We start from the raw sequence: 21,595 nt of genomic DNA on the forward strand, positions 1-21,595 counted from the left end.
CACGCCCCCGGCTATCTGTCGTGCTGCACGGATCACACTACGGCCGCGATCGCGTTTTCCCTGGTCACGCACCAGGTTTACCCCCCGATATGGGGTAAACATGTTGTGCCACAAGGGATACCCGGGGAAGGACGGTTGCTGACCGTTCTCTTGTTCCGGAAGGATCAAGACCGTCCGAAGTAAAACAAGCGCACCGGAACGACTGAACAAGGAGAATCCACCGCGCACCGACTGGGCCGGGACACCGGCCCGTGAAGGAGGTGCGGTCTCCTTGACCGTCCGTGGTGATAGCAGCACGATCCATCACCTGCGCGCCCGCGTGGCGAACGCCAAGCGGTGGAACCGACCGGAGGCGGAGGATCTCCAGCGTGAACTCCGCACGGCGATCCTCCAGCGGCACATCACCGATGCCCTGGCGACGTGGCCGCCGCTGACCGACGAGCAGCGCGCCCGCCTGGCGGCCCTGCTTTCCCCCTCGACGGGGGGTGAAATCCGGTGAAGACAAGGGAAAGCCGCCCCGGGGGCAACGGGGCGGCCACGGAAACCCTTGCTGGGAGGACGTTTCCTACCGGAGATTCTACCCCTTCCGGGGGTGCATCGTGAGCTACCAGGCCGTCGAGTGGGTGTTCCGCGAGGCTCCGATGCCCAAGACCGACGCCGGTAAGAACCACACCACCGCACGCCTCGTGCTCGCAGCGCTTGCCGATGCGGCGGATGCGGACGGGACCAACGCCTACCCGGCTGTCTCCGAAATCACCTGGCGCACCGGACTGTCGGACAAGCCTGTCCGCAACGCCCTCAAGACGCTTGAGCAGGCCGGGCTGATCGTGCGGAACGGAACCAAGGGCGACGGAGTCACCAACTGGACGTTGCGGCTCCATCTCAAGCGCCCTCCGGAGGAGCGCGCCGCTCACGACGCCAAGGTCAATGCAGAGCGGGAAGCCGCCCTGGAACGCATGACAGCCGCGCGGAGGAAGCGTGCAACGGACCACCAGGTGAACACGTTCCGGTCGCAGGAACCGGAACCTCGGGGCCACGCTTCCACGGCGTTCCGGTCGCAGGAACCGGAACATGGACTTGGTGAAGGCCGTACGACTGCGTCGTTCCGGTCCCTGCGACCGAACGTTCCGGTTCCTACGACCGAACGTTCCGGTTCTTGCGACGGGGATACCAGTCCTTACCAGTCCAAGGACCAGTCCTTCTCCCCCCTCCGCCCCCCGCTGGGGGGAACGCGCTCCACCGGCCGCGCGGCCTCGTCCACCGCGAGCGGCGGACAGCCGACGGGCGAGGCGGGGAGCGAGGTCGAGCAGGACACCCCGCCGGACGCCTACGACTGGGCGGACGAGCTGGCCGACGCCGAGGCTGACGCGCCCCCCTCACGGTCCGTGCCGTCCCCGACAAAAGACGCTGAGGACGAGAGGGCGACCGACCGGGAGCACCGCTCGGACACCGTGCCGTACCCGATCGAAAAGAGGGCTGAGGACGCCGAGGACGGCCTTTCCGGGCCGGAGTGGACGGAGATCCGGAACACGGATGGTTGGGCGGCTGAGGCACACAAGAGGCTGGCGCCCGCCTACCACCGGCGTTACGCCAAGCCCGAGCCGTTGGCACGCCTCGCTCGACGCGCCAACAAGGGCGATCGGGACGCACGTCGAGCGCTCCACGACCTCGGACTGGTCGCATCATGACCGCCCGCGTCCGCGCCGACATCGCCGAGACCGTCCGCACCGGCCTCGCCGCCCTCGCCGAGATCACCGCCCACTACCCCGAAGCGCTTCCGGCCCTTGCCGAGCAGGCCCGGCAGATCACCGCACAGACAGGAGACCATCATGCCGAAGTCCACCCGTGAACTCGTCCTCGCGCCGTTCCCTGGCCTGATGAGCTACCAGGAGGCCGTGGCTCAGGCGCAGTGCCCGGATTGCGTCAGCACCGTGGAGCCGCACACCAGCGACGACGACGGTCCCGGCGTGGTGTTCGCGGTGCGCCACGACCCGATGTGCGTGCACGGCCGCAAGCTGGACCTCCAGCGGCGGAAGGCCCGCGCCAAGCGCAAGGCGGACAAGGCCAAGCGCACGGCCGCCAAGCGCGCCCGGAAGGCAGCCGGCCAGTGACCGCCCCCGAGATGCCCGAGCCCGACTACCCCGAGCAGTACGGCATGGTGTGCCGCTCGCTGGTGATGTGCCGCGAGGTCGTCTACCCCGCCGCTGTGGTCGAGGACACGCCCGCGCTCACGTTCGCCTACCTGTGCCCGAACTGCGGCACCGAGTGGACCGCCTACTTCCCTCAGGAGCCGACCGATGGTTGAGATCAACCCCTACGCGCAGCCGCAGCAGAACACCCCCCGGCCCAGCACCATCGTGGACGTCATTGCGGAAACCAAGCGCATCGTGGACGCCGCCGCACGGTCGAACCCGCTGCGAAACGCGATCATCGACGACGGGGTGGTGCGCTGGCGTGGCAACTACACCGACGCCACCACGGGCGACCGCTCGTACTACGTGCGCATCGGGGAGCTGGACGACGTGGAGCAGGACCCCGTGTTGGGCAAGCCCCAGCGGGGGTTCAGCATCCGCCGCGACGACCCCAGCGGCAGCATCGCGTTCCAGGTCGCCGACTGGGATGCGAACTGGCGACCCGGCGGCCCCCTCCGGCAGCGGGTCCGCATGTACGACCGCAACGGCAAGCCCATCTTCGAGGAAGGCTTGAACGGGGGCCTGGCGTGGCCGTGGACGTCCGTGTGCCTGTACTCGATGTCCGACACCACCCGGCCGTACACGATCGCCACCACCACGACCGCGTGGCAGCTCGTGGCGTTCGCGGAGGTGTACGCCCACGGCCCCATCGTCGAGGCTATGGGCCAGATCTTGATGGGCTTGAACTACAGCATGGACCTCCGGCTGAGCGTCGGCGCCTTCCTCACCCCCGGCGGGTCCGAAACCATCCAGACCGGCACCATCGCCTCCGGCACCGGGGCGGGAAGCTGGTATCTGAGCCTCGACACCGCCCAGAGCGCCCTGTGGGCGAACAACCTGGGCCGGTACCGCATCTACGTGGAGGCGCGGCTCACCAACGCCAACGGCAACCCCACCGGACCCGACCTGAACGCGTTCCTCCGTCCGAACTGGAGCGGGATCGCGGCATGACCTCCCCCGACCCGCAGCCCGAGCGCACCGAGTTGGTGCGGGACCTCGACGCACCCGGGTGCCCGATCGTGGCGCGGCGGGTCATCGACACCGAGGTACAGCAACTGCTCGCGGTGATCGCCACGGACACGGACCTGGACGACCTGCTGGGGCTGCTCGCGGACAGTTCACCCCCCGACATGGGGTGACCGCGCGAACGTCGTGACCGGAGGGCGCGACAGGCCCCCACCACACCGAAAGCGCCCTCCGGTCCGCACCTGACCAGCGCCGATGCGGTTTACCCCCGCACTGGCGGGACATGGCAGGCGTGCATTCCGTGTGCATCCGCCAATCCGGCCACTCGTAAACAATTAGCCCAGTTCATTTAAACCGCAGGTCAGAGTGATATGGTGCCCGAATGAAGCTCGTCGCCTACCTCCGCGTGTCCACTGCTAAGCAGCTCGACGGGTTCGGCCTCGACGTCCAGCGCAAGGCCATCCAGGAGTGGTGCGCTGCCAACGGCCACAAGGTCGTGGCGTGGTGCGAGGACCCGGCGGTGTCCGGCGCCAAGGACGCTGTGGACCGGCCCGGCCTGACGGAAGCGCTCCAAAAGCTCCGGCATCCGGGCCTGAGTGGCGCACGGCGCGCTCCGGAAGCCGAGGGCCTTGTGGTGGCCCGGCTGGACCGCCTGGCGCGTGCTCTGACCGTTCAGGAGGCAATCCTGGGCCTGGCGTGGCAGCACGGGGCGCACGTGTTCACGGCCGACACCGGCGAGGTGCTGCGGGACGACCCGGACGACCCGATGCGGACCGCCATGCGCCAGATGGCAGGCGTGTTCGCCGAGCTGGACCGCCGGACGACCGTGAAGCGGCTGCGAGACGGGATCAAGGCCAAGGCCGCGTCCGGACGCAAGGCCACGGGCAGCTACGCCTACGGGTACCGGGGCGAGGGCACGGGCAAGAACCGCGACGCTGTCCGGGTGCCCCAGGAACAGCGCGTCATCCGCCGCATGGTGGAGATGCGGCAGGCGCGCATGTCCTACCCGGAGATAGCCGCACGGCTCCAGGAGGAAGGGTTCCGGCCGCGCAAGGCCGCGCAGTGGTCGGCGATGACCGTGCGGAACATCCTCGTGCGCGAGATGGGGCCAGAGGCCGCCGCGCTGTCAGCCTGAGGTCAGCGCGCGTCCTTGTTCGACGCCCAGCGCCAAGCCACCCGGGCGCCGCGACCGGCCGCCTTGGTGCCGCGCCAGAGCTGCTGGGCCGACCACACGATGACCCGTCCGGCCCGGCTGGGTTCCGGCTCCACGCGGATCGTCGGCTGCTTCACGCCGCTGTAGCGCTCCACGTTGATGACGCTGTTGCGCGGGAATGGTTTGGCCGCTTCCTGGGCGTTGCGGGCCTCGACGATGTGCCGCACGGGCTCCTCATCCCAGGGCGGCGGGCGGACCGTCACACGGAACAGCTTGTAGTCGTCGTTCGCCACGGCCGGACAGTAGCGGTTCACCCCCCGGTAGGGGGTTGGAGGCCCAGCCGGTGCGGGGCGTCGGGGATCTCGGGGGAGGCAGCCCGCACCGGCCGGGGGTCGGCAGCCTGCGAACGACGCAAGCGGAGAAGGCACACCGTGCACGGCATTCCGGCCGGGCCGTCCAGCCACTCCAGGTCCCCCGACCAGAACGCCTCGCCGCAGTAGGCCGTCAGGGTGTCGGGGTACCGGCCGGTGCCGGGGAACAGGTGCACCACACGCCTGGACTCGCCGACCACGCCGGGCAGTGGTCGGCCGATCATCAGCCGCACCGTCATCGGGCGGTCCGCTCGCGGTTCGTCAGGCTCATGATCGTCAGCCTGGCGCCGGAGCGGGCACGGATGTTGCCTGCGTGGCAAACACCCGAACGGACTACACGGGCAGACCAGCCCGGTAGGCGAGGCCCCGCAGTTCCCGGCCGACTGCGTCCCGCTTGGCCTTGGCGACCAGCTCCGCCACAACGGACAGCGTGAACGGGTGCCGCCGGACGTGCTCCGGCGAGATCGCCTCGGCCCGGCGCAGCATCATCACGGCGGTGTCCCGCTGACGCGGCAGGCGGGCCAGCGCACGGCCCCTGTCGCGCCAGTACACGGCCTGCCGGGCGCGGACGGTGAGGGCGTCGGGGTTGACGGTCTCGGCGATCCTGGCGGCCTCGGCGTGGTCTCCCGCCTCCAATGCGCCTTGCATCCGCCACACGCCCACGTTGGACGGCCCGAAGCCGAACCCCATGACGTTGGTTTCGCCGGTGCGCTCGGCCAGTTCGGCGGCGTGCTCCAGCGCGGCTGCGCGTTCGGCAGCGTCCTTCTGCGCGGACGCGACCAACGATGACGCCAGCGCGAGTGAGCCGGCCAGTTGCAGATCCTCCGGTGTCACCAGTGGCAGTTCCACGGCGGTGAGGGTCTGCGCGGCGAGGTCGAACGCGCCAGCGGCCAGCAGGCCCATCGACGTCCCGTAGGCCGCGATCGCCAGGGGCGCCGGTTCGTCCAGTTCCTCGGCGGCCTGCCGGGCGAGCGTCGCGGCCTGCCACGCGAGGTCCATCGGGGCGCCGACCATCGCCAGCCACGCCTGGGTGCCCTGCATGTGCGCCAGCGTCAGCAGGTGCAGCACCTCGCGTTCGTGGCGGTGCGCGTTGCGGGTGGTGTGCAGGTCCCGGATCAGCGCGGGCAGCGCGGCGCCGACGGTGTCGGCCTGCGCGTCATTGGTCGCGGCGACGATCCCGGCGACCCGGGCGCGAAGTTGTTCGACCGGCTGGACCTCGCCGCGCGGCTCGTTCAGGCTGACGGCGAGCAGCGCCAGCCTGACCTCCGACAGCGCACGGTCCTCTTCGGCCTCACGCGGGGTGGCGATCGCGGCGCCGGTGATCTCGCTGGGCGCGACCTCCAGCGCGTTCGCCAGCGCCACGATCAGCGACCGGCGGTCCAGGGCGCGTTCGCCGGACTCCAGGCGGGACAGGTACGACGGCGAGATTCCAGCAAGGCCCGCCACCACGGCGAGGGACTTCCCTCGCGCGTGGCGGATCTGCCGGAGTGTGTTCCCGGTCGAGGCCACGGCACCAGGGTAAGCCCCTCGGCGGGGGGTTTCTGGTGATCGTCAGGGAGCGCAGGTAGCCGGGCTGTCGGCGGGCGGGGTGGCCGACTCGGCGGCGGCGAGGCCGATCACGAACGACACCAGGCATGCGATCGCCGCCCACCCCAGCCACCGCAGGGGCCGGAACTCGCGGCTGTGGTTGACCGTGCTCGGGGACATTGCTCCTCCAGTAGTTGTGCGGACCTCCCGGCGGACGCCGGGGAGTCGGAAAACGGGGTCTGTGCGGGCCTGTGCGGACCGATCCGGGCCGGTCGGCACAAGGTCATCGGGTGATCCCGATCGCGGCTGTCTGGGCAGCTCAGCGCTCGTTTCGGGGCGCTCCACGGCTCCGCACAACCCCGGGGGCGGGTCCGCACACCGATGTGCGGACCCTGTGCGGACCTCAGCCGCCGTAGTGGGCCACCACGGCGGCCCGGATGTCGGCGAGGTTCACCACCGCGACGGGGTGCGGTGAGCCGTTGATGCGCTGGCGCGGCGGGGTCGGCGCGGGCACGCCCAGTCGGCGGAGCGCCTGCCCGAGATCCTTGGCCTCCCAGCCGATCCGCTCGGCGAGATCGGCCGTCGCCACCACGCCGTCCTCGTCGTCGTCGATCGCGTCGACCAGGGCACCCAGCGGCTCCGGCAGGTCGTCGTCCACCACCTCGGCGTCCACGATGTCCACGGACGCGGCAACAGTGGCCGGTTCCACCCGGGCAGCCTCTTCGATGCGGGCCGCCACGTGCGCCGGGAGGTCGCCCACCGCGTGGTCCCCGGCTGCGTCACCGGTCAGAGTTCCGGCGTCCTCGCGCAGCGCCCGGCCGCGCTCACACGCCGCGCGGATGTCCTTGATCGGCAGCAGGTGGGTCTTCACGGTGACGGCCTCGCCCGCGTCGAGGTCGGTTTCGCCGTCCGCACCGCGCAGCAGCCCCACACCCTTGTGGCTGGTGAGCAGCTTGGAGGCGTCCATACCCGCCTTGTAGGTGCCCGCGCCGAGGATGGTTTCGGACGCCTGCCACGTCATGACCTTGAGCGCGAACCGGGTCCCCAACTGCCCGCGCAGCTTGTCCGGGATCACCGCACTGTCCGGCTTCTGCGTCGCCAGCACCAGCGAATACCCGGCGGCGGGTCCGGTCTTGGCGATGAACGTCAGCAGCTCCAGCACCCGCTGGCCTCGCTTCTTGCCCTTGGGGTTGCCGGGGTCCAACGGGGTGTCGTCTTCCAGGTAGTTCTGGATCTCGTCGATGCCGATCACGGTCAGCGGCATCCCGTAGCGAGGGTTGCGGGTGATCTCGGGCGTGACCTTGGATTCCGGGCACACCTCGTCGTCCATGTCGGCCAGCCGAGAGAACCGGTCCTCCACGTCGGCGGCGGCTTCCTCCAGCACCGCGATCAGCCGCACCACCGAATCGGCCCGGGCGTCGCGGATGTACCGGTGCGCCACCAGCTCGTACGGCCGGTGATCCTTGCCGCCCTTGCCGTCGGCGACGATCAACCGCACGTGTGGGTCCAGCGCGGCGGCCGTCAGCGGCAGCCGCATCACGTACGTCTTGCCCATGCGGGGGATCGCGCCGACCAGCAGCGACGTCCACACCACCGGCAGCGCCACCGCCGTCCCACGCGCCGTGGTGCCGAACGGCGGGGGCCGCCACAGGTCCCAGCTCTCCGCCTTGGCGAGCGGCGATTCCACCGGTGGCGCGGCGTACGGGTCGCTGTCGCCCACCCACAGCGCCAGCCGTCCGGCGTGGCCGTCGTCCCCGCGTACCCGCTCCAGGATCAGGCGCGACTCGTCCACGGCGAGGGCGCTGGCAAGGTCTTCCCGGTGCGCCACAGCCTGCGACGCGCGGCGCGACGCGGGCAGGTCCACCACCACGTACCACCCGGAGCCGTCACGCTTGGGCAGCCGGACGAACTGCAACCCGTCGTCCTTGCCGATGACCTTGGCCGCGCGGAACGCCTCGACCAGGTGATCCCCGTCCATCGCCCACGCCAGCGTCCGGGCGCCCACGACCGCCTTGCGGCCCCCGGCGCCGTCCTTGCGGCGTCCGGCGATCGCGAGGGCGGCGGAGGCCGCCCCTCCGGCCAGCAGCACCGGGGCGGACCCGACGGCCAGGCTGACGACACCGGAGCCCAGCCCGAGCACGCCCAGCGTCACCAGCGTGATGATGGCCCGCCGACGCCGCAGGGCCGCGATCTCCACCCACTTGTCCGCCAGCTTGTCCCCCGCCTTCGCGGCCTCGTAGAAGTCGCTCACCCGGACCCAGCCCCACCATGCACGGACGGCGATCACCAGGCCCCGGCCCACCGCGCGGGGATAGCGCACAGGCGCCAGCGCAAACTGGCCGGCAAGCGCTCCCGCGACCTGGCGCCTGGACTCGGGCGTCTGCCACTGGACCGGCAGCCGGGACCGGGCCGTCTCCGTCAGGCGGCGTGCCTTGGACCGGCGGTACTCCTCTTCGGTCAGCAGCTCCCCCGTCAGCACCTCAGGGGCCAGCTCCACCGCGTTCTGGCTCATCGCGCACCCCCGTCCGTGCCGGTCGAGACAAGGCGCACGGGTTCGTTCAGGGCGGCCAGCAGCCGCTGTGCACGGCCGGTACCGACGCCCAACGCGGTACGGGTCCGACCGACCGACGGAGGCCCGCCAAGCTCGTCGGCGAGGGCGCGCAGCCGCGTCATCAGTTCCGCGTCCGTGTGACCCGCCGGAACGGGACGGGGACGGCGAGGCCGCTGGTCACGACCGGTACGGGCAGGTTCAGGGGCCGGAACCGGCTCCGGCGCGGCCACGGTCGGCGGCACCTCGGCGACGGGTTCCGGTACGGGGACATCGACCGGCGCCGGTACGGCCGCCGAGACCTCCGGAACGGCGTCGGCGGGACGACCGGTCACCAGTGCCGACAGGTGCGCCACCGCGCCCAGAACGGCGGGGGGAACGGACGCCACCGCCACCACCGCCCACCACGGCGGGAGGATGCCGTACGCGGCCAGCGCGTGATCCGCACCGTTGCCCGCGACGGACAGGACGATCATCGCCAGCGCCAGTGCCCGGGCGAACCGGCGCGCTTCGGCGGGCGTCTCGCCTGACAGCCACAGCCGCGTGGCGACGACGGCGGCAGCGTCGATGCACACCGGCAGCAGCCACGCCAGGCCCGTCGGCGTGCCGCACACGATCGCCAGGTGCCGCAGGGACGCGAACGACAGCACGGCCGCCGCCAGCGCCACCACAGCCAGGCCGCCCCAGTTGATCCAAGCGCGCGTCATCGGGCACCCCCGATCCGGCTGGGGTGGCAACGCGGGCACGGCGTGCACCGGTCGTCGGCGTCCCACACGACGCGGGCGCTCACCGGGTCCGACTCGCGGGCGTCGCACTGGCCGCACACCGGCGGCAGCGGCGAGCGCGCCGTTTCGGGCGCGCGCTCGCGCGCGGGACGGTTCCTGGAAGGGTTATAGGACGGTTCGGGTGTCGTGGTGACACCCCGTTCCCCTGCGGATGACACCCCGTTCGGCGCGGATGACACCCCGTCGAGGTCAGCGGGGTGGCGTGGTGACACCCCGTTCGGGGGGTTATCCACACCCCCCAGCGACAACTGGAGGTCCCATCCCTGCGGGCGCCGGTCGGCCCGCTTGATGTGGGCGGCCACAATCGCGGGGTCGGACGGGGTGATCAGCCCCAGGGCCTCCAACCGGTCCAGGCTGCGCCGGACGGTGCTCTCACTCAGCCGCGTGTACCGCGTCAGCGTCGCGGCGGACGGGAACGCGTTGCGTCCATAGGGATCGGCGTGGTTCGCCAAGCCGATCAACACCACGGCGAGGCTGGACGCGTCCTTGCGGCAGGTTGGGATGGGTGCGCGGTTCAGCGCCCAGGAGATCGCCTCGATACTCACGGGTGCGCCACCGCCCGGGGCGTGATCAGGGATGATGTGGGCACGGTCGGAACCTCGCTTCCGATCGAGGCCCCCGCCTGGTGCTGCAACACCACCGGGGGCCGCCTTCGTTCAGGCCCAGGGCGAGGCGTGGAGACTGTCCCGGTGAGCACCACCGAGAAAAAGTGCATCCATGTGTGCTTCGTCTGTTCCGGCAACATCTGCCGCTCCCCCATGGCGGCCATCGTCTTCCGGGCGCACCTGGAGCGCGCCGGGCTGGCCGACCGGGTGCGCGTCACCAGCGCCGGCACCGGGCCGTGGCACGTCGGCGAACCGGCCGATCCGCGTGCCCGCGAGACGCTGCGCGAGCACGGCTACACCGGCAAGCACGTGGCCGCGCAGGTCGACAGCGACCACCTGTGCGCCGACCTGCTGCTCCCCGCCGACCGGGGCCACCTGCGGGAACTGCGGCGGCTGGTGGACGACCCCTCGCGCGTGCGGTTGCTGCGGTCGTTCGACCCGGAGGCGCCGGAGGGTGCGGAGGTGCCGGACCCGTACTACGGCGGCGACGACGGGTTCGACGAGGTCCTCGCGATGGTCGAACGGACCGTTCCCGCGCTGCTGGACTGGGCGAAGGCGCAGCTCTGAGCTGCGCTCATGCGGTTGCGGCCGCACGCGGTTACCGTGGCGGCGGGCAGACGAAAAGGTGCTGGACATGAGCGTTCGCGAAGCCGTCGAACGGCTGCTGGGAGTTCCGGTCACCGGGGTGCGCCGCAGCAGTGGCGCGGTGTGCCTGGTGACCGCCGAGGGGCGGGGTGTCCTGGTCGCGAAGCAGGGCAGCGGCCCCGGCGCGACCGACGCCGAAGCCGCCGGGCTGCGGTGGCTCGGCGAGCACGGGGACGTGCCGGTGCCGCAGGTCCACGCGCACGACGACGAGTGGATCGTCATGGAGTACGTGCCGCCGACGTACCCCGAGACCGCCGCGGCGGAAGCGTTCGGGCGCGGCCTGGCGCGGCTGCACCTGCGGGGCGCGCCCGCGTACGGTTCGCCGCCGCCCGGCGGACCGGCCGACGCGTGGATGGGCCTCGCCCCGATGCGCAACGAGGAGTGCCCGGACTGGGCGACGTTCTACGGTTCGCACCGCGTGCTGCCGTACGTGCGGATGTGCGTGGACCAGGGCCTGTACGACGCGGGGCAGGCGGAGGTGTTCGAGCGGTTGTGCGCGCGGCTGCCCGAGCTGGGCGGCCCGGCCGAACCCCCGTCCCGTGTACACGGCGACGCGTGGAGCGGCAACGTGCACTGGGGGCAGGGCGCGGTGTGGCTGATCGACCCTGCGGCGCACGGCGGGCACCGCGAGACGGACCTGGCGATGCTGCGGCTGTTCGGCACGCCGCTGCTGGAGCACATCCTGGGCGCGTACGAGGAAGCGGCGAAGGACCTGGACGCCCCACTCGCCGACGGCTGGCGGGAGCGCGTGGAGCTGCACCAGCTGTTCCCGCTGCTCATGCACGCGGCGGTCTTCGGGGCCGGCTACGCGCGGCAGGCGCTGCGCGCGGCGGAGGCAGCGCTGGCGCGCTGAGGTGGGCGCGCGCTGAGGTGGGCGCGCGCCGCGGAGTGCGGGAGCGTGAGGTGCGCGCGGCAACGCGGCGCAGCAACGCGCGGCAGTGCGGTGAGCGCGGTGAGCGCGGCGGGGCCGGCCGCCACGCTGCACGGGGCGCGGCACAGCAGGGCAGCAGCGTGCGGCGAGACAAGGCGCGGGTGCGGGCACGGCGAGCCACGCGGGGCGCGACCAATGTCACCTGCCACACGCTGCGCTGACCTCCCCACACAGCCCCCACCGGGGACGGCCTACCGTAGAGGTGTGCGGCTGAAGTTCCTCCTCCGGCCGAGCTGGCTCGCCCTCGTGGTGGGTGTGCTCGCGTTCGCGTTCGCCTGCTTCACGCTGCTGTCCCCGTGGCAGTTCTCCCGCAACGACGAGCGCGAGGCCCAGAACAGGGCCATCGAGGCCTCCCTCACCGCCGACCCGCGTCCGTTGAACGACGTTCTCCCGCCCGGCGCCGTCCCCGACGCGAACACCGAGTGGACCCGCGTCGAGATCACCGGCTCCTACCTGCCGGAACACGAGGTCGTGGCACGCCTGCGGACCGTGCAGGGGCAGCCCGCGTTCGAGGTGCTCACCCCGTTCCGCGCCACCGACGGCCAGGTCGTCCTTGTCGACCGGGGCTACCTCCAGCCGGACTCCCGCACCGAGGTCCCGCCCTACGCCGCACCCCCGGCGGGCACCGTGACGATCGTCGCGCGGATCCGGGAGGACGAGAACGACCCGAAGAACCGGGACGCCTTCGCCGACGCCTCCACCCACGGCAAGCTGCAGAGCTACAGCGTCGACTCCCGCGTGGTGGCGCGGTCGAGCGGCCTGGACATCCGCAGCGGCTACTTCCAGCTCGACTCCGACCAGCCGGGCGTGCTCAACGCCCTGCCGCTGCCGCAGACCGACGCGGGCCCGTTCTTCTCCTACGCGCTGCAGTGGATCGCGTTCGGGGTCATGGCCATCGCGGGCCTGGTGTACTTCACGGTCCGCGAGCTGAAGCCCGGCGGTGTGCTCAACGAGATGGCCGAAAAGAACAAGCGCAAGCGCAAGTCGGTCGCCGAAATCCTGGCCGAAGACGAGGTCAACGAGACCGGCGGCGAAGACCGAACAGAGCAGCCAGCACAGCGGAACTGACCCCGGCCAGCCACCCCACCACCCGCGACAACTCGACCGCGCGCGTCACGTGCCCGGCGTCCGGGTTCCGGCCGTCGCCCAGCACCGGCAGTTCCTCGACGCCGTGCGGGTAAACCGTGCGGCCACCGAGGCGGATCTCCAGCGCCCCCGCGAACGCCGCCTCCATCCGGCCGGCGTTCGGGCTCGGGTGGGCCGCCGTGTCCCGCCGCCACGCACGCCACGCCCCCGCCGCCGAGCCGCCGACCACCGGCGCGCTCGACACCGTTAATGCGGCCGCGAACCGGGTGGGCAGCAGGTTGACCAGGTCGTCCAGGCGCCGCGCGAACCACCCCGCCGGACGGGTCGGGTCACCCACGGTCCGCAGCACCGACACCGTCCGCGCGGCGAGCAGCCCGGGCATCCCGGCGACCGCGCCCCAGAACAGCGGGCCGACGACGGCGTCCGCGGTGTGTTGCGCGACCGACTCCACCGACGCACGGGACAGGCCGACGACGTTCAGCCCGCCGGTCTGCCTGCTGTCCAGCTCGGACAACGTCTCGCGGGCCGCGTCGAGTTCGCCCTCTTCGAGGTCGCGGGCCAGTTCGGTGCCGTCGGCCGCGAGACCGGCGCCGCCGAGGACGGCCCACGTCGCGACGGCCGTGCCGAGCGCCTGCAGAACGGGACTGCGCCGCAGCGACCGCTCCGCCAGCACCCCGGCCACCACGGCCGAGCCGGCCAGCCCGCCGGCGAAGGCGACGCCCGCCAGGCGGTGCTGGGGCAGGCTCGCGTCGACGGTCCGGACGGCGCGGGTGAACACGGTGACCGGCCGTCCGCGCTTCGGCTCGCCGATCACTCCGTCCGCCGCCGCCCCCAGCAGCAGTCCGATCGCCCGTGCGGCACTCACTCGTGGCTCCCCCCGAGGTCGGTATCCGCCGTGAGGCTACTCGAACTGCTGGGCGACCTCGTCGCGCGCCTGGACCATGATGTCCCGCATCGCGCGCTCGGCCCGGTCGGCGTCCGCCTCGTCGATGGCGCGGGCGACCTCCAGGTGCAGCGCGACCGCCTCCGGCTGCGGTTCCGGCGGCATCAGGCCGTGCTCGGTCCGCCCGGTCAGCACCTCCGCGACGACCGCCGAGAGCTGCGTGAACATCGGGTTGCCCGACGCGGCGAGCACCAGGTGGTGAAAAGCGATGTCGTGCCCGAGGAAGGTGTGCAGGTCCCGCGCGTGTGCGGTGACCTCCAGCCGGGCACCCAGTGCCCGTAGCCGTCCGCGCTCCTCGGGGGTCGCGCGGATCGCGGCGAAGCGCGCGGCGCTCGGCTCGACCGCCCACCGCAGCTCCATCAGGTTGCGCAGGGCGACGGGACGCTGCTCGCCGTCCAGTTGCCAGCGGATCAACCGGGGGTCGTAGTGGTTCCAGTCGGCGCAGTCCCGGACCGTGATGCCGACGCGGCGCTTGCTCGTGGTCAGCCGCATCGCCTCGAGCGCGCGGACGACCTCACGCGCCACGGTGCGCGAGGCGCCGTGGTTCTGCTGCAGCTCTTCCAGCCGCAGCACCGTGCCCGGCGGCAGCTTCCCGCAGGCGATCGCGGTCCCCACCGCGTCGAGCATGCGCTCGTGAATTCCCTCGGCCACGCAGGTGACGCTAGACCACTGATTCGATTAAGTAGTACTTGTGGGTTGAATAAGTAGTACTTTTGCGTTGCACTGATCGAGTGACAGCGAGGTCGGAGGAGCGAAGCCAATGACGGTCATCGTCGTGATGGGTGTCGCCGGTTCGGGCAAGACGACGGTGGGTTCGGCGTTGGCCGAGCGCCTCGGCGTCGAATACGCGGAAGCGGACGCCTTCCACCCGCCGGCGAACATCGAGAAGATGTCGTCCGGCCACCCGCTCGACGACGAAGACCGGTGGCCGTGGCTGCACGCCATCGCGGCGTGGATCTCCGAGCACCAGGCCACGGGCGGCGTGGTGTCGTCGTCCGCGCTGAAGCGACGCTACCGCGACGTGCTGCGGACCGGCGGGGACGTGTGGTTCCTGCACCTCGACGGCCCCCGGGACGTCCTCGCCGAGCGGATGCAGGGGCGCACCGGGCACTTCATGCCGGTGTCGCTGCTGGACTCCCAGCTCGCCGATCTCGAACCCCTCGAAACCGATGAGCGCGGCCTGATCGCCGACATCCTCGAACCCCCGTCGGCGATCGTGGACCGCGCGCTCACCGAGCTGGCAAAGGAGCAGCCGTGAGTACTCTCGCCGCCGCCTGGACCGGGACCGACACCCGGCTGGTCGTCGCGACCCTGATCGGCATCGCCGTGATCGTGGTGCTGATCAGCAAGGCCCGCATGCACGCCTTCCTGTCGCTGATCATCGGATCGGTGGTCGTCGGCCTGCTGGGCGGACTGCCGGTCGACAAAGTGATCAAGAGCTTTTCCAGTGGGGTGGGCTCGACCGTCGCGTCGGTCGGCCTGCTGATCGCGCTGGGCGCGATGCTCGGCAAGCTGCTGGCCGATTCCGGTGGGGCGGAACAGATCGTCGACACGATCCTGTCCCGCACCTCGTCGAAGGCGCTGCCGTGGGCGATGGCGCTGGTCGCCGCCCTGATCGGGCTGCCGATGTTCTTCGAGATCGGCCTGGTCATGCTCATCCCGGTCGTGCTGCTGGTCGCCAAGCGCAGCGGCAAACCGCTGATGCTGGTCGGGATCCCCGCGCTGGCCGGGCTTTCCGTGCTGCACGGCCTGGTGCCGCCGCACCCCGGCCCGCTTGCCGCGGCCGGCGCGCTGAACGCGAGCGTCGGCATCGTGCTCGGCCTCGGCCTGCTGGTCGCGATCCCGACGGTGATCATCGCGGGCCCGCTGTTCGGCAAGCTCGCCGCGCGCTGGGTGCCCGAGGCGCGAGCGCCGGAACACCTGATCCCGTCCGCTGGCGGGAGCGAGGACGAGCGGCGGCGGCCGAGCTTCACGGCGACGCTGGTGACCGTGCTGCTGCCGGTGGTCCTGATGCTGGGCAAGGCGATCGCGGACATCGTCGCCGACAGCGGCAACCCGGTCCGCCGGGTGCTGGACTTCGTCGGTGACCCGCTGATCGCGCTGCTCGCCGCGGTGCTGCTGGGCATGTTCACGCTCGGCCGCGCCGCCGGGTTCACCCGCGACCGGCTGGCTTCGACGGTCGGCGAGTCGCTCGGCCCGATCGCCGGGATCATCCTGATCGTCGCCGCGGGCGGCGGGTTCAAGCAGATCCTCGTCGACGCGGGCGTCGGCAACGTCGTCACGCAGCTCGCCGAGGGCGCCAACATCCCGGCGCTGCTGCTCGGCTGGCTGGTCGCGGTGCTGATCCGGCTCGCGACGGGCTCGGCGACCGTGGCGACGGTGTCCGCGGCCGGGCTGGTGTCCGGCCTGGCGGCGACGATGTCGCCCACCGAGGCGGCGCTGCTGGTGCTCGCGATCGGCGCGGGCTCGCTGTTCTTCTCGCACGTCAACGACGCCGGGTTCTGGCTGGTCAAGGAGTACTTCGGGTTGTCCGTCGGCCAGACCATCCGGAGCTGGTCGATCATGGAGACGGTGATCTCGGTGGTCGCGATCGCGATCATCCTGCCGCTGGGCGCGCTGCTCGCGTGAGGCCGAGGGGCCTTCGGTTGGTGCCGAAGGCCCCTTATGCCGTCCGCGCCGCCGCAGAACGCTTGGCGGCATGACCGAAAAACTCCTGATCGACGAGTACCTGCCTGAATACGAGGCGCACCAGCTGGACGCCGTAGTCGTCGAGGCGCCGCCGGACGCGGCCTATCGCGCGGTCCGCGACCTGGACCCGGACAAGGTCGCACAGGCCGTTCCCCTGCTGCGGGTGCTCGGCCGGGTCCGCGCTTTTCCGGCCGCGATCGCCGACCGGATCCGCGGCGACACCGAACCGCCACCGGAATGCCTGCCCGCCGAGGAGTACCAGGCGGCGTTCGTGCTGCTCGACGAGCGGCCGGGCGCGGAGTTCGTGGTCGGCATGATCGGCAAGTTCATGACGGCGACGCAGCTGGAGTTCCGGCGGTTCGAGCCGGGCGAGTTCACCGGGTTCGAGGAGCCGGGTTACGGCAAGGTGGCGCTGAACTTCGTCGTCCAGCCGTACGGGCCGGGCCGGTCGCTGCTGACGACCGAAACCCGCACGGCGACGACGGATGCGTTGTCGCGCAACCGGTTCGCCCGGTACTGGACCGTGGTCGGACCGTTCGCCGGGTTCATCATGCGGCGATGGCTGCGCCTGGCGAAGCGCAACGCCGAGTCAGCCGAACGCGACGTGGTCCAGCCAGAAGGCCAGCAGTGACGCGTCCCCGGTGACGGCGAGCCCCTCCACCGGCCTGCGGCGGTAGACGAGCAGCAGCAGGTCGGTGAGCGAGCCGCGCACGGTGACCGCCGCGTCGGCGGGGCCGCGGCGCCAGCGGATGACGTCGCCGGTGAGGTCGACGAACCAGGACGCCTCCGGCGCCTGCAACGCGATCGTCCGGCCCGGCCCGAGCAGTTCCCGCTTGCGCGGGTCGATCTCGAAGTGCTGGGGCAGGACGTCCAGCTCCATCCACTCGTCGAGGGAGGCTGCCGCGACGTCCTCGGCGACGGTGAACTCCACGCCGGCGGCGAGGCAGGCGTCGGCACGGTGGACGACCGTCTCGTGCGCGAAGCGGCGCGCGAGGAACTCCGACCGGTTGAAGTCGAACGGCCCCCAGGTGGGTGCGTCGGGGCCGGCGTCGCGCAGCGTTTCCGAGAGCCGGTGCGCTCCCGCCAGCAACCACTGCGTGGGCACTTCGCCGGCGTCGTCACCGTGGAGTTCGCGCAGCTGGTCGTCGGGCAGGTACTCGAGGCTGCGCGTCCGGACGATCTCCTCGGCCCAGCGGTGCCCGCCGCCGATGTGGCGCAGCAGCATGCCCAGCGTCCAGCCGGGGCACGACGGCACCGGCGCGCGCAGGTCCGCGCCTGCGATGCCGGCCGTGAGCAGCTCGGTCTGGGTGACGATCTCGGCGCGGAGCCGGTCGAAGTCCACGGTTTCCCCTTTCGTCGTCTGACGCGAGGAGGTCGGAGCCGCGACCGGCTTTTCGACATCGGGCCGCACTGGCTTCCGGCCGGTGGCGCGCCGACGTGCCCCCGGCCGGGCACCGCGCACGCCCACGAGGAAGCCGACCCTCAGCCCCGTTCCGCGTAGGCCCACGCCTCCAGCATCACGCGTGCGATCGACGAATTACCGGGCAGGATCAGTTCGCTCGTGCCGTCGAGGATGGGGACCGGGCGGCCCTTCGCCTCGAACGCCGCGCGCACCTCGGCGCGCGGCACCCACAGCGCGGCCTCGATCTCGCCGTCGGCCGGGACCAGGGGGCGGGACGCGTCCGCCTTCGCGGCGAAGCCCAGCATGATCGAGCGCGGGAACGGCCACGGCTGGCTGCCCAGGTACCGCACGTCGTGGACGTCCGCGCCGACCTCCTCGCGGATCTCCCGCACACAACAGCCCTCGAGCGACTCGCCGGCCTCGACGAAACCGGCCAGCACCGAGTACCGCCCCGGCGGCCACACCGGCTGCCGCGCCAGCAGGACGTGCGAACCGTTGACGCCCTCCTCGTCGTGCACCAGGCAGATGATCGCCGGGTCCGTGCGCGGGTACTCCTCGCGGCCGCACGCCTCGCACTTCGACGCCCACCCGAACTGCACCAGGTGCGTCGGGCTGCCGTCGCGCACGCAGAACCGCGCCTGCCGGTGCCACACCCGCAACGCCTGCGCCGTGGTGAACAGCCCGGCCGCCGTGTCGTCCAGCTGGTCGCCGTGCGCCCGCAGCGTCACCCACAGCTCGCCGTCGACCCGCGGCGCCTCCTCGGGCATGCCCCAGCTGCCCGGGATCTCGACGATCTCCGGTTCGCCCTCCGGCTCGCCCGGCAGCGACCAGTAGTCGACGCCCTGCCACTCGCCGAGGAACACCGCGTCCGCGGGCGGTTCCTCGCCGAACGTCAGCGCCTTGCGGGTCGCCAGGACCGCTTCTCCCTCGCGCACCGGCGTGCGCAACTGCTTGTCCAGCAGCATGACCTGCGCGTCCGGCCACCGGGCGCGCAGGCGCTCCGGGTTGGTGCGCAACGTCTCCTGCCGGTCCACAGTAGACCGGGAGAGCGTCGGGAGCCGGCCCAGCGTGAACGGTGCGACGGTCACTTGCCGGGCTCCCCCACGGTGACCCCGCCGAGCGCGGTCAGCTGCGGCGCGAGCGTCTCGGCGTCACCGACCACGACACCGGTGAACCGGGCCGGGGCGAAGAAGTCGAGCGCGGCCTGGGCGACCTCCTCCACGGTGACCGCGGCGACCCGCCGCGGGTGCTCGGCCAGCCACTCCACACCGAGGCCGGCCGCGGTCAGCGCGGCGAGCTGGCTGGCCAGCCCGGCCTGCGACGACGTCGCGGTGAGCAGCGAGCCGACGGCGTACTGGCGCACCGACTCGACCTCCTCGGCCGTCGGCGGCACGACCGCGAGCCTGCCCAGCTCGTAGCGGGTCTCCAGCAGCGCGGCCGCGGTGACCTCGTTCGCCGTGTCCGCGTCGACCCCGACGGTCGCCGTGGTGCCGGTGAACTCGAACCCGGAGTGCGCGCTGTAGGTGTAGCCCTTGTCCTCGCGGATGTTCTCCACCAGCCGCGAGGAGAAGTAGCCGCCGTAGGTCATGTTCGCCAGCTGCAGCGCGGCGTACCGCGGGTCCGTGCGCGGCAGCGACTGCGCGATGAGCCGGATCTGCGACTGCACCGCCCCGGCCCGCGGCACCAGCAGCAGGTCGCCGCCGGTGACCTCGGGCAGGCCGGGCATCACGACCGCCGACGCGTCGGACGACCAGCCGCCCAGGACGCGCTCGACGTCGGCCGCGATCCGCTCCGGGTCGATGTCGCCGACGATCACCAGCACCGAACCACGCGGCAGCACCGCGGCGGTGTGCAGCGCGCGGACGGCCTCCGGCGTCACCTGTTCCACATCGGCGGCCTGCGGCACCTCGCGGGTGGCCGGGTGGTCGCCATAGACGTGCCTGAGCAGCGCCTCGCGGGCGATCACCCGCGGCTGCGTGCGCGACACCGCCAGCCGCTCGACCAGCCGGGCCGACTCGCGCGCCACCTCGTCGTCCACATAGGACGCGCCGGTGAGCGCGTCGGCGAGCACGTCCAGCAGCGTCGGCAGGCCGGTCGCCAGTCCGTTGCCGGAGATGGTCAGCCGCTCCGGGTCGACCACGGTGTCCAGCTCGCCGCCGATCAGCGCCAGCTCGGTGTCGATCTCGATCCGGTCGCGCCGGGCGGTGCCGGTGAGCATGGTCTCGGCGAGCACCTCGGCGGTGGCCGCGTGCAGCGGCGCGGTGCCGCCGAACGGGATCCGCAGCCGCAGCTCCACCAGCGGCACGGTCGGCTTGCGGACCGCGAGCAGGCGCAGGCCGTTGGACAGCACGGTGTCCACATGGGACAGATCCGCCGCGGCCTTCTGCGCGCCGAGCTCCGGGACCGGGCGCGGTCCGGTGGCGGTGCGGCCGATCTCCTCGGCGCTGCGGTGGTCGACGGAAGTCACTTCGCTCCCCCTTCGGGCTCGACGAGCAGGACCGCGCGCGAGTCGGGCCGCAGCGCCTTGGCGGCGGCGGCCACGTCCTCGCCGGTGACGGCCGCCATCCGGTCCGGCAGCCGGGACACCAGGGACGGGTCCCCGTAGAGCAGTTCGAACGCGCCGAGCGACAGCGTCCGGGACATCAGCCGGTCGTGCTCGGCGTGCAGGCTCGCGCTCCAGCGCGCGGTGACCTTGGCCAGTTCCTGGGCGTCGGGCGGCGTGGCGGCGAGCTTCTCCAGCTCCTCGTCGACCGCGGCCAGCACCCGGTCGGCCGGGACGTCCGGCGAGTGGATGGCGGTGATCGAGAAGGTGTCGGGGTCGCGCGCCTCGAACGGGCCGAACAGGCCCGCGCCCGCGCCGATGTCGGTGACCAGCGGCTCGCGGTGCACCAGCCGCTGCTGCAGCCGGGAGCCGTCGCCGTCGGTCAGCACACCGGCCAGCACCAGGTTCGCGAGGTAGGCGTCCAGCTCGCCGACCGGGTCCGGCATCCGGTAGCCCACCGCCAGCGCGGGCAGCGGCGCGTGCGGATCGGTGTGCTGGCCGCGGACCTCGCCGGCGGGCGGCGGCTCGGCGAACGAGCGCTTCGGCGGCGCCGGGCGGTGCGGCACGTCGCCGAAGTGCTTCTCGATCAGCTCGCGCGCCCGGTCCGGCTCGAAGTCGCCCGCGACGGTGAGCACCGCGTTGGCCGGCGAGTAGTAGGTGTCGAAGAAGGCCGCGCAGTCGTCCAGGCTGGCCTGCTCCAGGTCGGTGAAGTCGCCGTAGCCGTTGTGCGCGTTGGGGAACGTCGAGTAGAGCACCGGCGGCAGGAGGATCCACGGGAACCCGCCGTAGGGCCGGTTCAGCACGTTGAGGCGGATCTCCTCCTTCACCACGTCGATCTGGTTGGCGAGGTTCTCCTTCGTCAGCTTCGGCGCGCGCATGCGGTCGGCCTCGAGGAACAACGCGCGCTCCAGCGCCGCGGAGGGCAGCACCTCGTAGTAGTCGGTGTAGTCCGGGTGGGTCGACCCGTTGAAGGTGCCGCCGCTGGACTGCACGATCTTGAAGTGCGCGAGCTTCTCCAGGCTCTCGCTGCCCTGGAACATCAGGTGCTCGAACAGGTGCGCGAACCCGGTGCGCCCCTCCGGCTCGGAGCGGAAGCCCACGTCGTAGTGCACGGCGACGCCGACAACCGGAGCGGTCGGGTCCGGCGCGAGCACTACGCGCAGGCCGTTGTGCAGGGTGAAGCGGGAGGTCTCGGCCATGCGCCCCACCAT

Annotated in this window: 27 protein-coding genes; 14 read left to right on the top strand and 13 right to left on the bottom strand. The window is 72.0% G+C overall.

The genetic code is table 11. The annotated features are described in order from the left end of the window. Window positions 1-271: 271 nt before the first annotated feature. From L2C96_RS22630 to L2C96_RS22665, 8 genes are all read left to right on the top strand, one after another. Window positions 272-499 carry a hypothetical protein gene (locus L2C96_RS22630; RefSeq protein ID WP_237337650.1) on the top strand — a complete coding sequence of 76 codons (228 nt, stop codon included), beginning with the start codon at window positions 272-274 and terminating at the stop codon, window positions 497-499. A gap of 100 nt (window positions 500-599) precedes the next feature. After that, on the top strand, window positions 600-1,688 hold the full coding sequence (locus L2C96_RS22635) for a helix-turn-helix domain-containing protein (RefSeq protein ID WP_237337651.1): 1,089 nt from the start codon (window positions 600-602) through the stop codon (window positions 1,686-1,688). Then, window positions 1,685-1,849 carry a hypothetical protein gene (locus tag L2C96_RS22640; protein ID WP_237337652.1) on the top strand — a complete coding sequence of 55 codons (165 nt, stop codon included), beginning with the start codon at window positions 1,685-1,687 and terminating at the stop codon, window positions 1,847-1,849. Before L2C96_RS22635 ends, L2C96_RS22640 begins: the two co-directional genes overlap by 4 nt. Beyond that, entirely contained in the window at window positions 1,830-2,111 is a 282-nt protein-coding gene (locus L2C96_RS22645; RefSeq protein ID WP_237337653.1) for a hypothetical protein, read from the top strand. The genes L2C96_RS22640 and L2C96_RS22645 overlap by 20 nt, the downstream gene beginning before the upstream one ends. Beyond that, window positions 2,108-2,305: a hypothetical protein gene (locus L2C96_RS22650; protein ID WP_237337654.1), complete on the top strand. Its 198-nt coding sequence runs from the start codon at window positions 2,108-2,110 to the stop codon at window positions 2,303-2,305. The genes L2C96_RS22645 and L2C96_RS22650 overlap by 4 nt, the downstream gene beginning before the upstream one ends. Next, entirely contained in the window at window positions 2,298-3,143 is an 846-nt protein-coding gene (locus L2C96_RS22655) for a hypothetical protein (RefSeq protein WP_237337655.1), read from the top strand. The genes L2C96_RS22650 and L2C96_RS22655 overlap by 8 nt, the downstream gene beginning before the upstream one ends. Continuing rightward, window positions 3,140-3,331, top strand: a complete 192-nt coding sequence (locus L2C96_RS22660) for a hypothetical protein (RefSeq protein ID WP_237337656.1) — start codon at window positions 3,140-3,142, stop codon at window positions 3,329-3,331. Before L2C96_RS22655 ends, L2C96_RS22660 begins: the two co-directional genes overlap by 4 nt. A gap of 209 nt (window positions 3,332-3,540) precedes the next feature. Then, window positions 3,541-4,293 carry a recombinase family protein gene (locus tag L2C96_RS22665; protein ID WP_237337657.1) on the top strand — a complete coding sequence of 251 codons (753 nt, stop codon included), beginning with the start codon at window positions 3,541-3,543 and terminating at the stop codon, window positions 4,291-4,293. Between the two features lie 2 nt (window positions 4,294-4,295). Here the strand turns inward: L2C96_RS22665 and L2C96_RS22670 are convergent, their stop codons facing one another. The 7 genes from L2C96_RS22670 to L2C96_RS22700 all read right to left on the bottom strand — a co-directional run bounded on the left by L2C96_RS22670 (window position 4,296) and on the right by L2C96_RS22700 (window position 10,087). After that, complete coding sequence (locus L2C96_RS22670; protein WP_237337658.1) at window positions 4,296-4,604, bottom strand: hypothetical protein; 309 nt, start codon at window positions 4,602-4,604, stop codon at window positions 4,296-4,298. Window positions 4,605-4,621: 17 nt separating this feature from the next. Further along, window positions 4,622-4,906 (bottom strand): hypothetical protein, encoded by a 285-nt coding sequence (locus tag L2C96_RS22675; RefSeq protein WP_308191173.1) that lies wholly within the window; start codon window positions 4,904-4,906, stop codon window positions 4,622-4,624. 109 nt (window positions 4,907-5,015) lie between these two features. Beyond that, window positions 5,016-6,191, bottom strand: coding sequence for a helix-turn-helix domain-containing protein (locus L2C96_RS22680; protein WP_237337660.1), 1,176 nt, complete (start codon window positions 6,189-6,191; stop codon window positions 5,016-5,018). 42 nt (window positions 6,192-6,233) lie between these two features. Beyond that, window positions 6,234-6,389: a hypothetical protein gene (locus L2C96_RS22685; protein WP_237337661.1), complete on the bottom strand. Its 156-nt coding sequence runs from the start codon at window positions 6,387-6,389 to the stop codon at window positions 6,234-6,236. A gap of 223 nt (window positions 6,390-6,612) precedes the next feature. Further along, the gene (locus tag L2C96_RS22690; protein WP_237337662.1) at window positions 6,613-8,721 is read right to left on the bottom strand and encodes a cell division protein FtsK; all 2,109 of its coding nucleotides are present in this window, start codon (window positions 8,719-8,721) and stop codon (window positions 6,613-6,615) included. Continuing rightward, on the bottom strand, window positions 8,718-9,464 hold the full coding sequence (locus L2C96_RS22695) for a DUF2637 domain-containing protein (RefSeq protein ID WP_237337663.1): 747 nt from the start codon (window positions 9,462-9,464) through the stop codon (window positions 8,718-8,720). The genes L2C96_RS22690 and L2C96_RS22695 overlap by 4 nt, the downstream gene beginning before the upstream one ends. Beyond that, window positions 9,461-10,087: a helix-turn-helix domain-containing protein gene (locus L2C96_RS22700; protein ID WP_237337664.1), complete on the bottom strand. Its 627-nt coding sequence runs from the start codon at window positions 10,085-10,087 to the stop codon at window positions 9,461-9,463. Before L2C96_RS22700 ends, L2C96_RS22695 begins: the two co-directional genes overlap by 4 nt. A gap of 144 nt (window positions 10,088-10,231) precedes the next feature. Here L2C96_RS22700 and L2C96_RS22705 point away from each other — a divergent pair, with 144 nt between their 5' ends. The 3 genes from L2C96_RS22705 (at window position 10,232) to L2C96_RS22715 (ending at window position 12,791) form a co-directional block, all read left to right on the top strand. Further along, window positions 10,232-10,714: a low molecular weight protein-tyrosine-phosphatase gene (locus tag L2C96_RS22705; RefSeq protein ID WP_308191174.1), complete on the top strand. Its 483-nt coding sequence runs from the start codon at window positions 10,232-10,234 to the stop codon at window positions 10,712-10,714. A gap of 67 nt (window positions 10,715-10,781) precedes the next feature. Then, on the top strand, window positions 10,782-11,645 hold the full coding sequence (locus L2C96_RS22710; RefSeq protein ID WP_237337665.1) for a fructosamine kinase family protein: 864 nt from the start codon (window positions 10,782-10,784) through the stop codon (window positions 11,643-11,645). Between the two features lie 282 nt (window positions 11,646-11,927). After that, a complete protein-coding gene (locus tag L2C96_RS22715) occupies window positions 11,928-12,791 on the top strand; it encodes an SURF1 family cytochrome oxidase biogenesis protein (protein WP_237337666.1) in 864 nt (287 codons plus the stop codon). On the opposite strand, the gene L2C96_RS22720 is transcribed toward L2C96_RS22715, so the two are convergent. Together L2C96_RS22720 and L2C96_RS22725 are read right to left on the bottom strand one after the other, a co-directional pair. Beyond that, on the bottom strand, window positions 12,739-13,674 hold the full coding sequence (locus L2C96_RS22720) for a cobalamin biosynthesis protein CobD/CbiB (RefSeq protein WP_237337667.1): 936 nt from the start codon (window positions 13,672-13,674) through the stop codon (window positions 12,739-12,741). The two genes, L2C96_RS22715 and L2C96_RS22720, sit on opposite strands and share 53 nt — an antisense overlap. 36 nt (window positions 13,675-13,710) lie before the next feature. Beyond that, window positions 13,711-14,379 (bottom strand): FadR/GntR family transcriptional regulator, encoded by a 669-nt coding sequence (locus L2C96_RS22725; protein WP_020419738.1) that lies wholly within the window; start codon window positions 14,377-14,379, stop codon window positions 13,711-13,713. Between the two features lie 133 nt (window positions 14,380-14,512). On the opposite strand from L2C96_RS22725, the gene L2C96_RS22730 reads away from it, so the two are divergent. The 3 genes from L2C96_RS22730 to L2C96_RS22740 all read left to right on the top strand — a co-directional run bounded on the left by L2C96_RS22730 (window position 14,513) and on the right by L2C96_RS22740 (window position 17,071). Next, window positions 14,513-15,010 carry a gluconokinase gene (locus tag L2C96_RS22730; RefSeq protein WP_020419739.1) on the top strand — a complete coding sequence of 166 codons (498 nt, stop codon included), beginning with the start codon at window positions 14,513-14,515 and terminating at the stop codon, window positions 15,008-15,010. Continuing rightward, a complete protein-coding gene (locus tag L2C96_RS22735; protein WP_237337668.1) occupies window positions 15,007-16,380 on the top strand; it encodes a GntT/GntP/DsdX family permease in 1,374 nt (457 codons plus the stop codon). Before L2C96_RS22730 ends, L2C96_RS22735 begins: the two co-directional genes overlap by 4 nt. Before the next feature lie 70 nt (window positions 16,381-16,450). Further along, window positions 16,451-17,071 (top strand): hypothetical protein, encoded by a 621-nt coding sequence (locus L2C96_RS22740; protein ID WP_237337669.1) that lies wholly within the window; start codon window positions 16,451-16,453, stop codon window positions 17,069-17,071. On the opposite strand, the gene L2C96_RS22745 is transcribed toward L2C96_RS22740, so the two are convergent. From L2C96_RS22745 to L2C96_RS22760, 4 genes are all read right to left on the bottom strand, one after another. Continuing rightward, window positions 17,030-17,782 (bottom strand): maleylpyruvate isomerase family mycothiol-dependent enzyme, encoded by a 753-nt coding sequence (locus tag L2C96_RS22745; protein ID WP_237337670.1) that lies wholly within the window; start codon window positions 17,780-17,782, stop codon window positions 17,030-17,032. The two genes, L2C96_RS22740 and L2C96_RS22745, sit on opposite strands and share 42 nt — an antisense overlap. 140 nt (window positions 17,783-17,922) lie before the next feature. Continuing rightward, window positions 17,923-18,930: an NAD(+) diphosphatase gene (nudC, locus tag L2C96_RS22750; protein WP_020419743.1), complete on the bottom strand. Its 1,008-nt coding sequence runs from the start codon at window positions 18,928-18,930 to the stop codon at window positions 17,923-17,925. Next, window positions 18,927-20,309 carry a M16 family metallopeptidase gene (locus L2C96_RS22755; RefSeq protein WP_237337671.1) on the bottom strand — a complete coding sequence of 461 codons (1,383 nt, stop codon included), beginning with the start codon at window positions 20,307-20,309 and terminating at the stop codon, window positions 18,927-18,929. Before L2C96_RS22755 ends, nudC begins: the two co-directional genes overlap by 4 nt. Continuing rightward, on the bottom strand, window positions 20,306-21,583 hold the full coding sequence (locus tag L2C96_RS22760) for a M16 family metallopeptidase (RefSeq protein ID WP_237337672.1): 1,278 nt from the start codon (window positions 21,581-21,583) through the stop codon (window positions 20,306-20,308). The genes L2C96_RS22755 and L2C96_RS22760 overlap by 4 nt, the downstream gene beginning before the upstream one ends. Window positions 21,584-21,595: the final 12 nt, after the last annotated feature.

Source organism: Amycolatopsis tucumanensis, from assembly GCF_021654135.1.
GTDB lineage: Bacteria > Actinomycetota > Actinomycetes > Mycobacteriales > Pseudonocardiaceae > Amycolatopsis_E > Amycolatopsis_E tucumanensis.

Excerpts from the sequence above, each read along its gene's own strand:
- L2C96_RS22640 (WP_237337652.1), top strand. The coding sequence starts at position 1,685 with ATGACCGCCCGCGTCCGCGCCGACATCGCCGAGACCGTCCGCACCGGC.
- L2C96_RS22645 (WP_237337653.1), top strand. The coding sequence starts at position 1,830 with ATGCCGAAGTCCACCCGTGAACTCGTCCTCGCGCCGTTCCCTGGCCTG.
- L2C96_RS22655 (WP_237337655.1), top strand. The coding sequence starts at position 2,298 with ATGGTTGAGATCAACCCCTACGCGCAGCCGCAGCAGAACACCCCCCGG.
- L2C96_RS22660 (WP_237337656.1), top strand. The coding sequence starts at position 3,140 with ATGACCTCCCCCGACCCGCAGCCCGAGCGCACCGAGTTGGTGCGGGAC.
- L2C96_RS22665 (WP_237337657.1), top strand. The coding sequence starts at position 3,541 with ATGAAGCTCGTCGCCTACCTCCGCGTGTCCACTGCTAAGCAGCTCGAC.
- L2C96_RS22675 (WP_308191173.1), bottom strand. The coding sequence starts at position 4,906 with ATGATCGGCCGACCACTGCCCGGCGTGGTCGGCGAGTCCAGGCGTGTG.
- L2C96_RS22685 (WP_237337661.1), bottom strand. The coding sequence starts at position 6,389 with ATGTCCCCGAGCACGGTCAACCACAGCCGCGAGTTCCGGCCCCTGCGG.
- L2C96_RS22690 (WP_237337662.1), bottom strand. The coding sequence starts at position 8,721 with ATGAGCCAGAACGCGGTGGAGCTGGCCCCTGAGGTGCTGACGGGGGAG.
- L2C96_RS22695 (WP_237337663.1), bottom strand. The coding sequence starts at position 9,464 with ATGACGCGCGCTTGGATCAACTGGGGCGGCCTGGCTGTGGTGGCGCTG.
- L2C96_RS22710 (WP_237337665.1), top strand. The coding sequence starts at position 10,782 with ATGAGCGTTCGCGAAGCCGTCGAACGGCTGCTGGGAGTTCCGGTCACC.
- L2C96_RS22725 (WP_020419738.1), bottom strand. The coding sequence starts at position 14,379 with ATGCTCGACGCGGTGGGGACCGCGATCGCCTGCGGGAAGCTGCCGCCG.
- L2C96_RS22730 (WP_020419739.1), top strand. The coding sequence starts at position 14,513 with ATGACGGTCATCGTCGTGATGGGTGTCGCCGGTTCGGGCAAGACGACG.
- L2C96_RS22740 (WP_237337669.1), top strand. The coding sequence starts at position 16,451 with ATGACCGAAAAACTCCTGATCGACGAGTACCTGCCTGAATACGAGGCG.
- L2C96_RS22760 (WP_237337672.1), bottom strand. The coding sequence starts at position 21,583 with ATGGCCGAGACCTCCCGCTTCACCCTGCACAACGGCCTGCGCGTAGTG.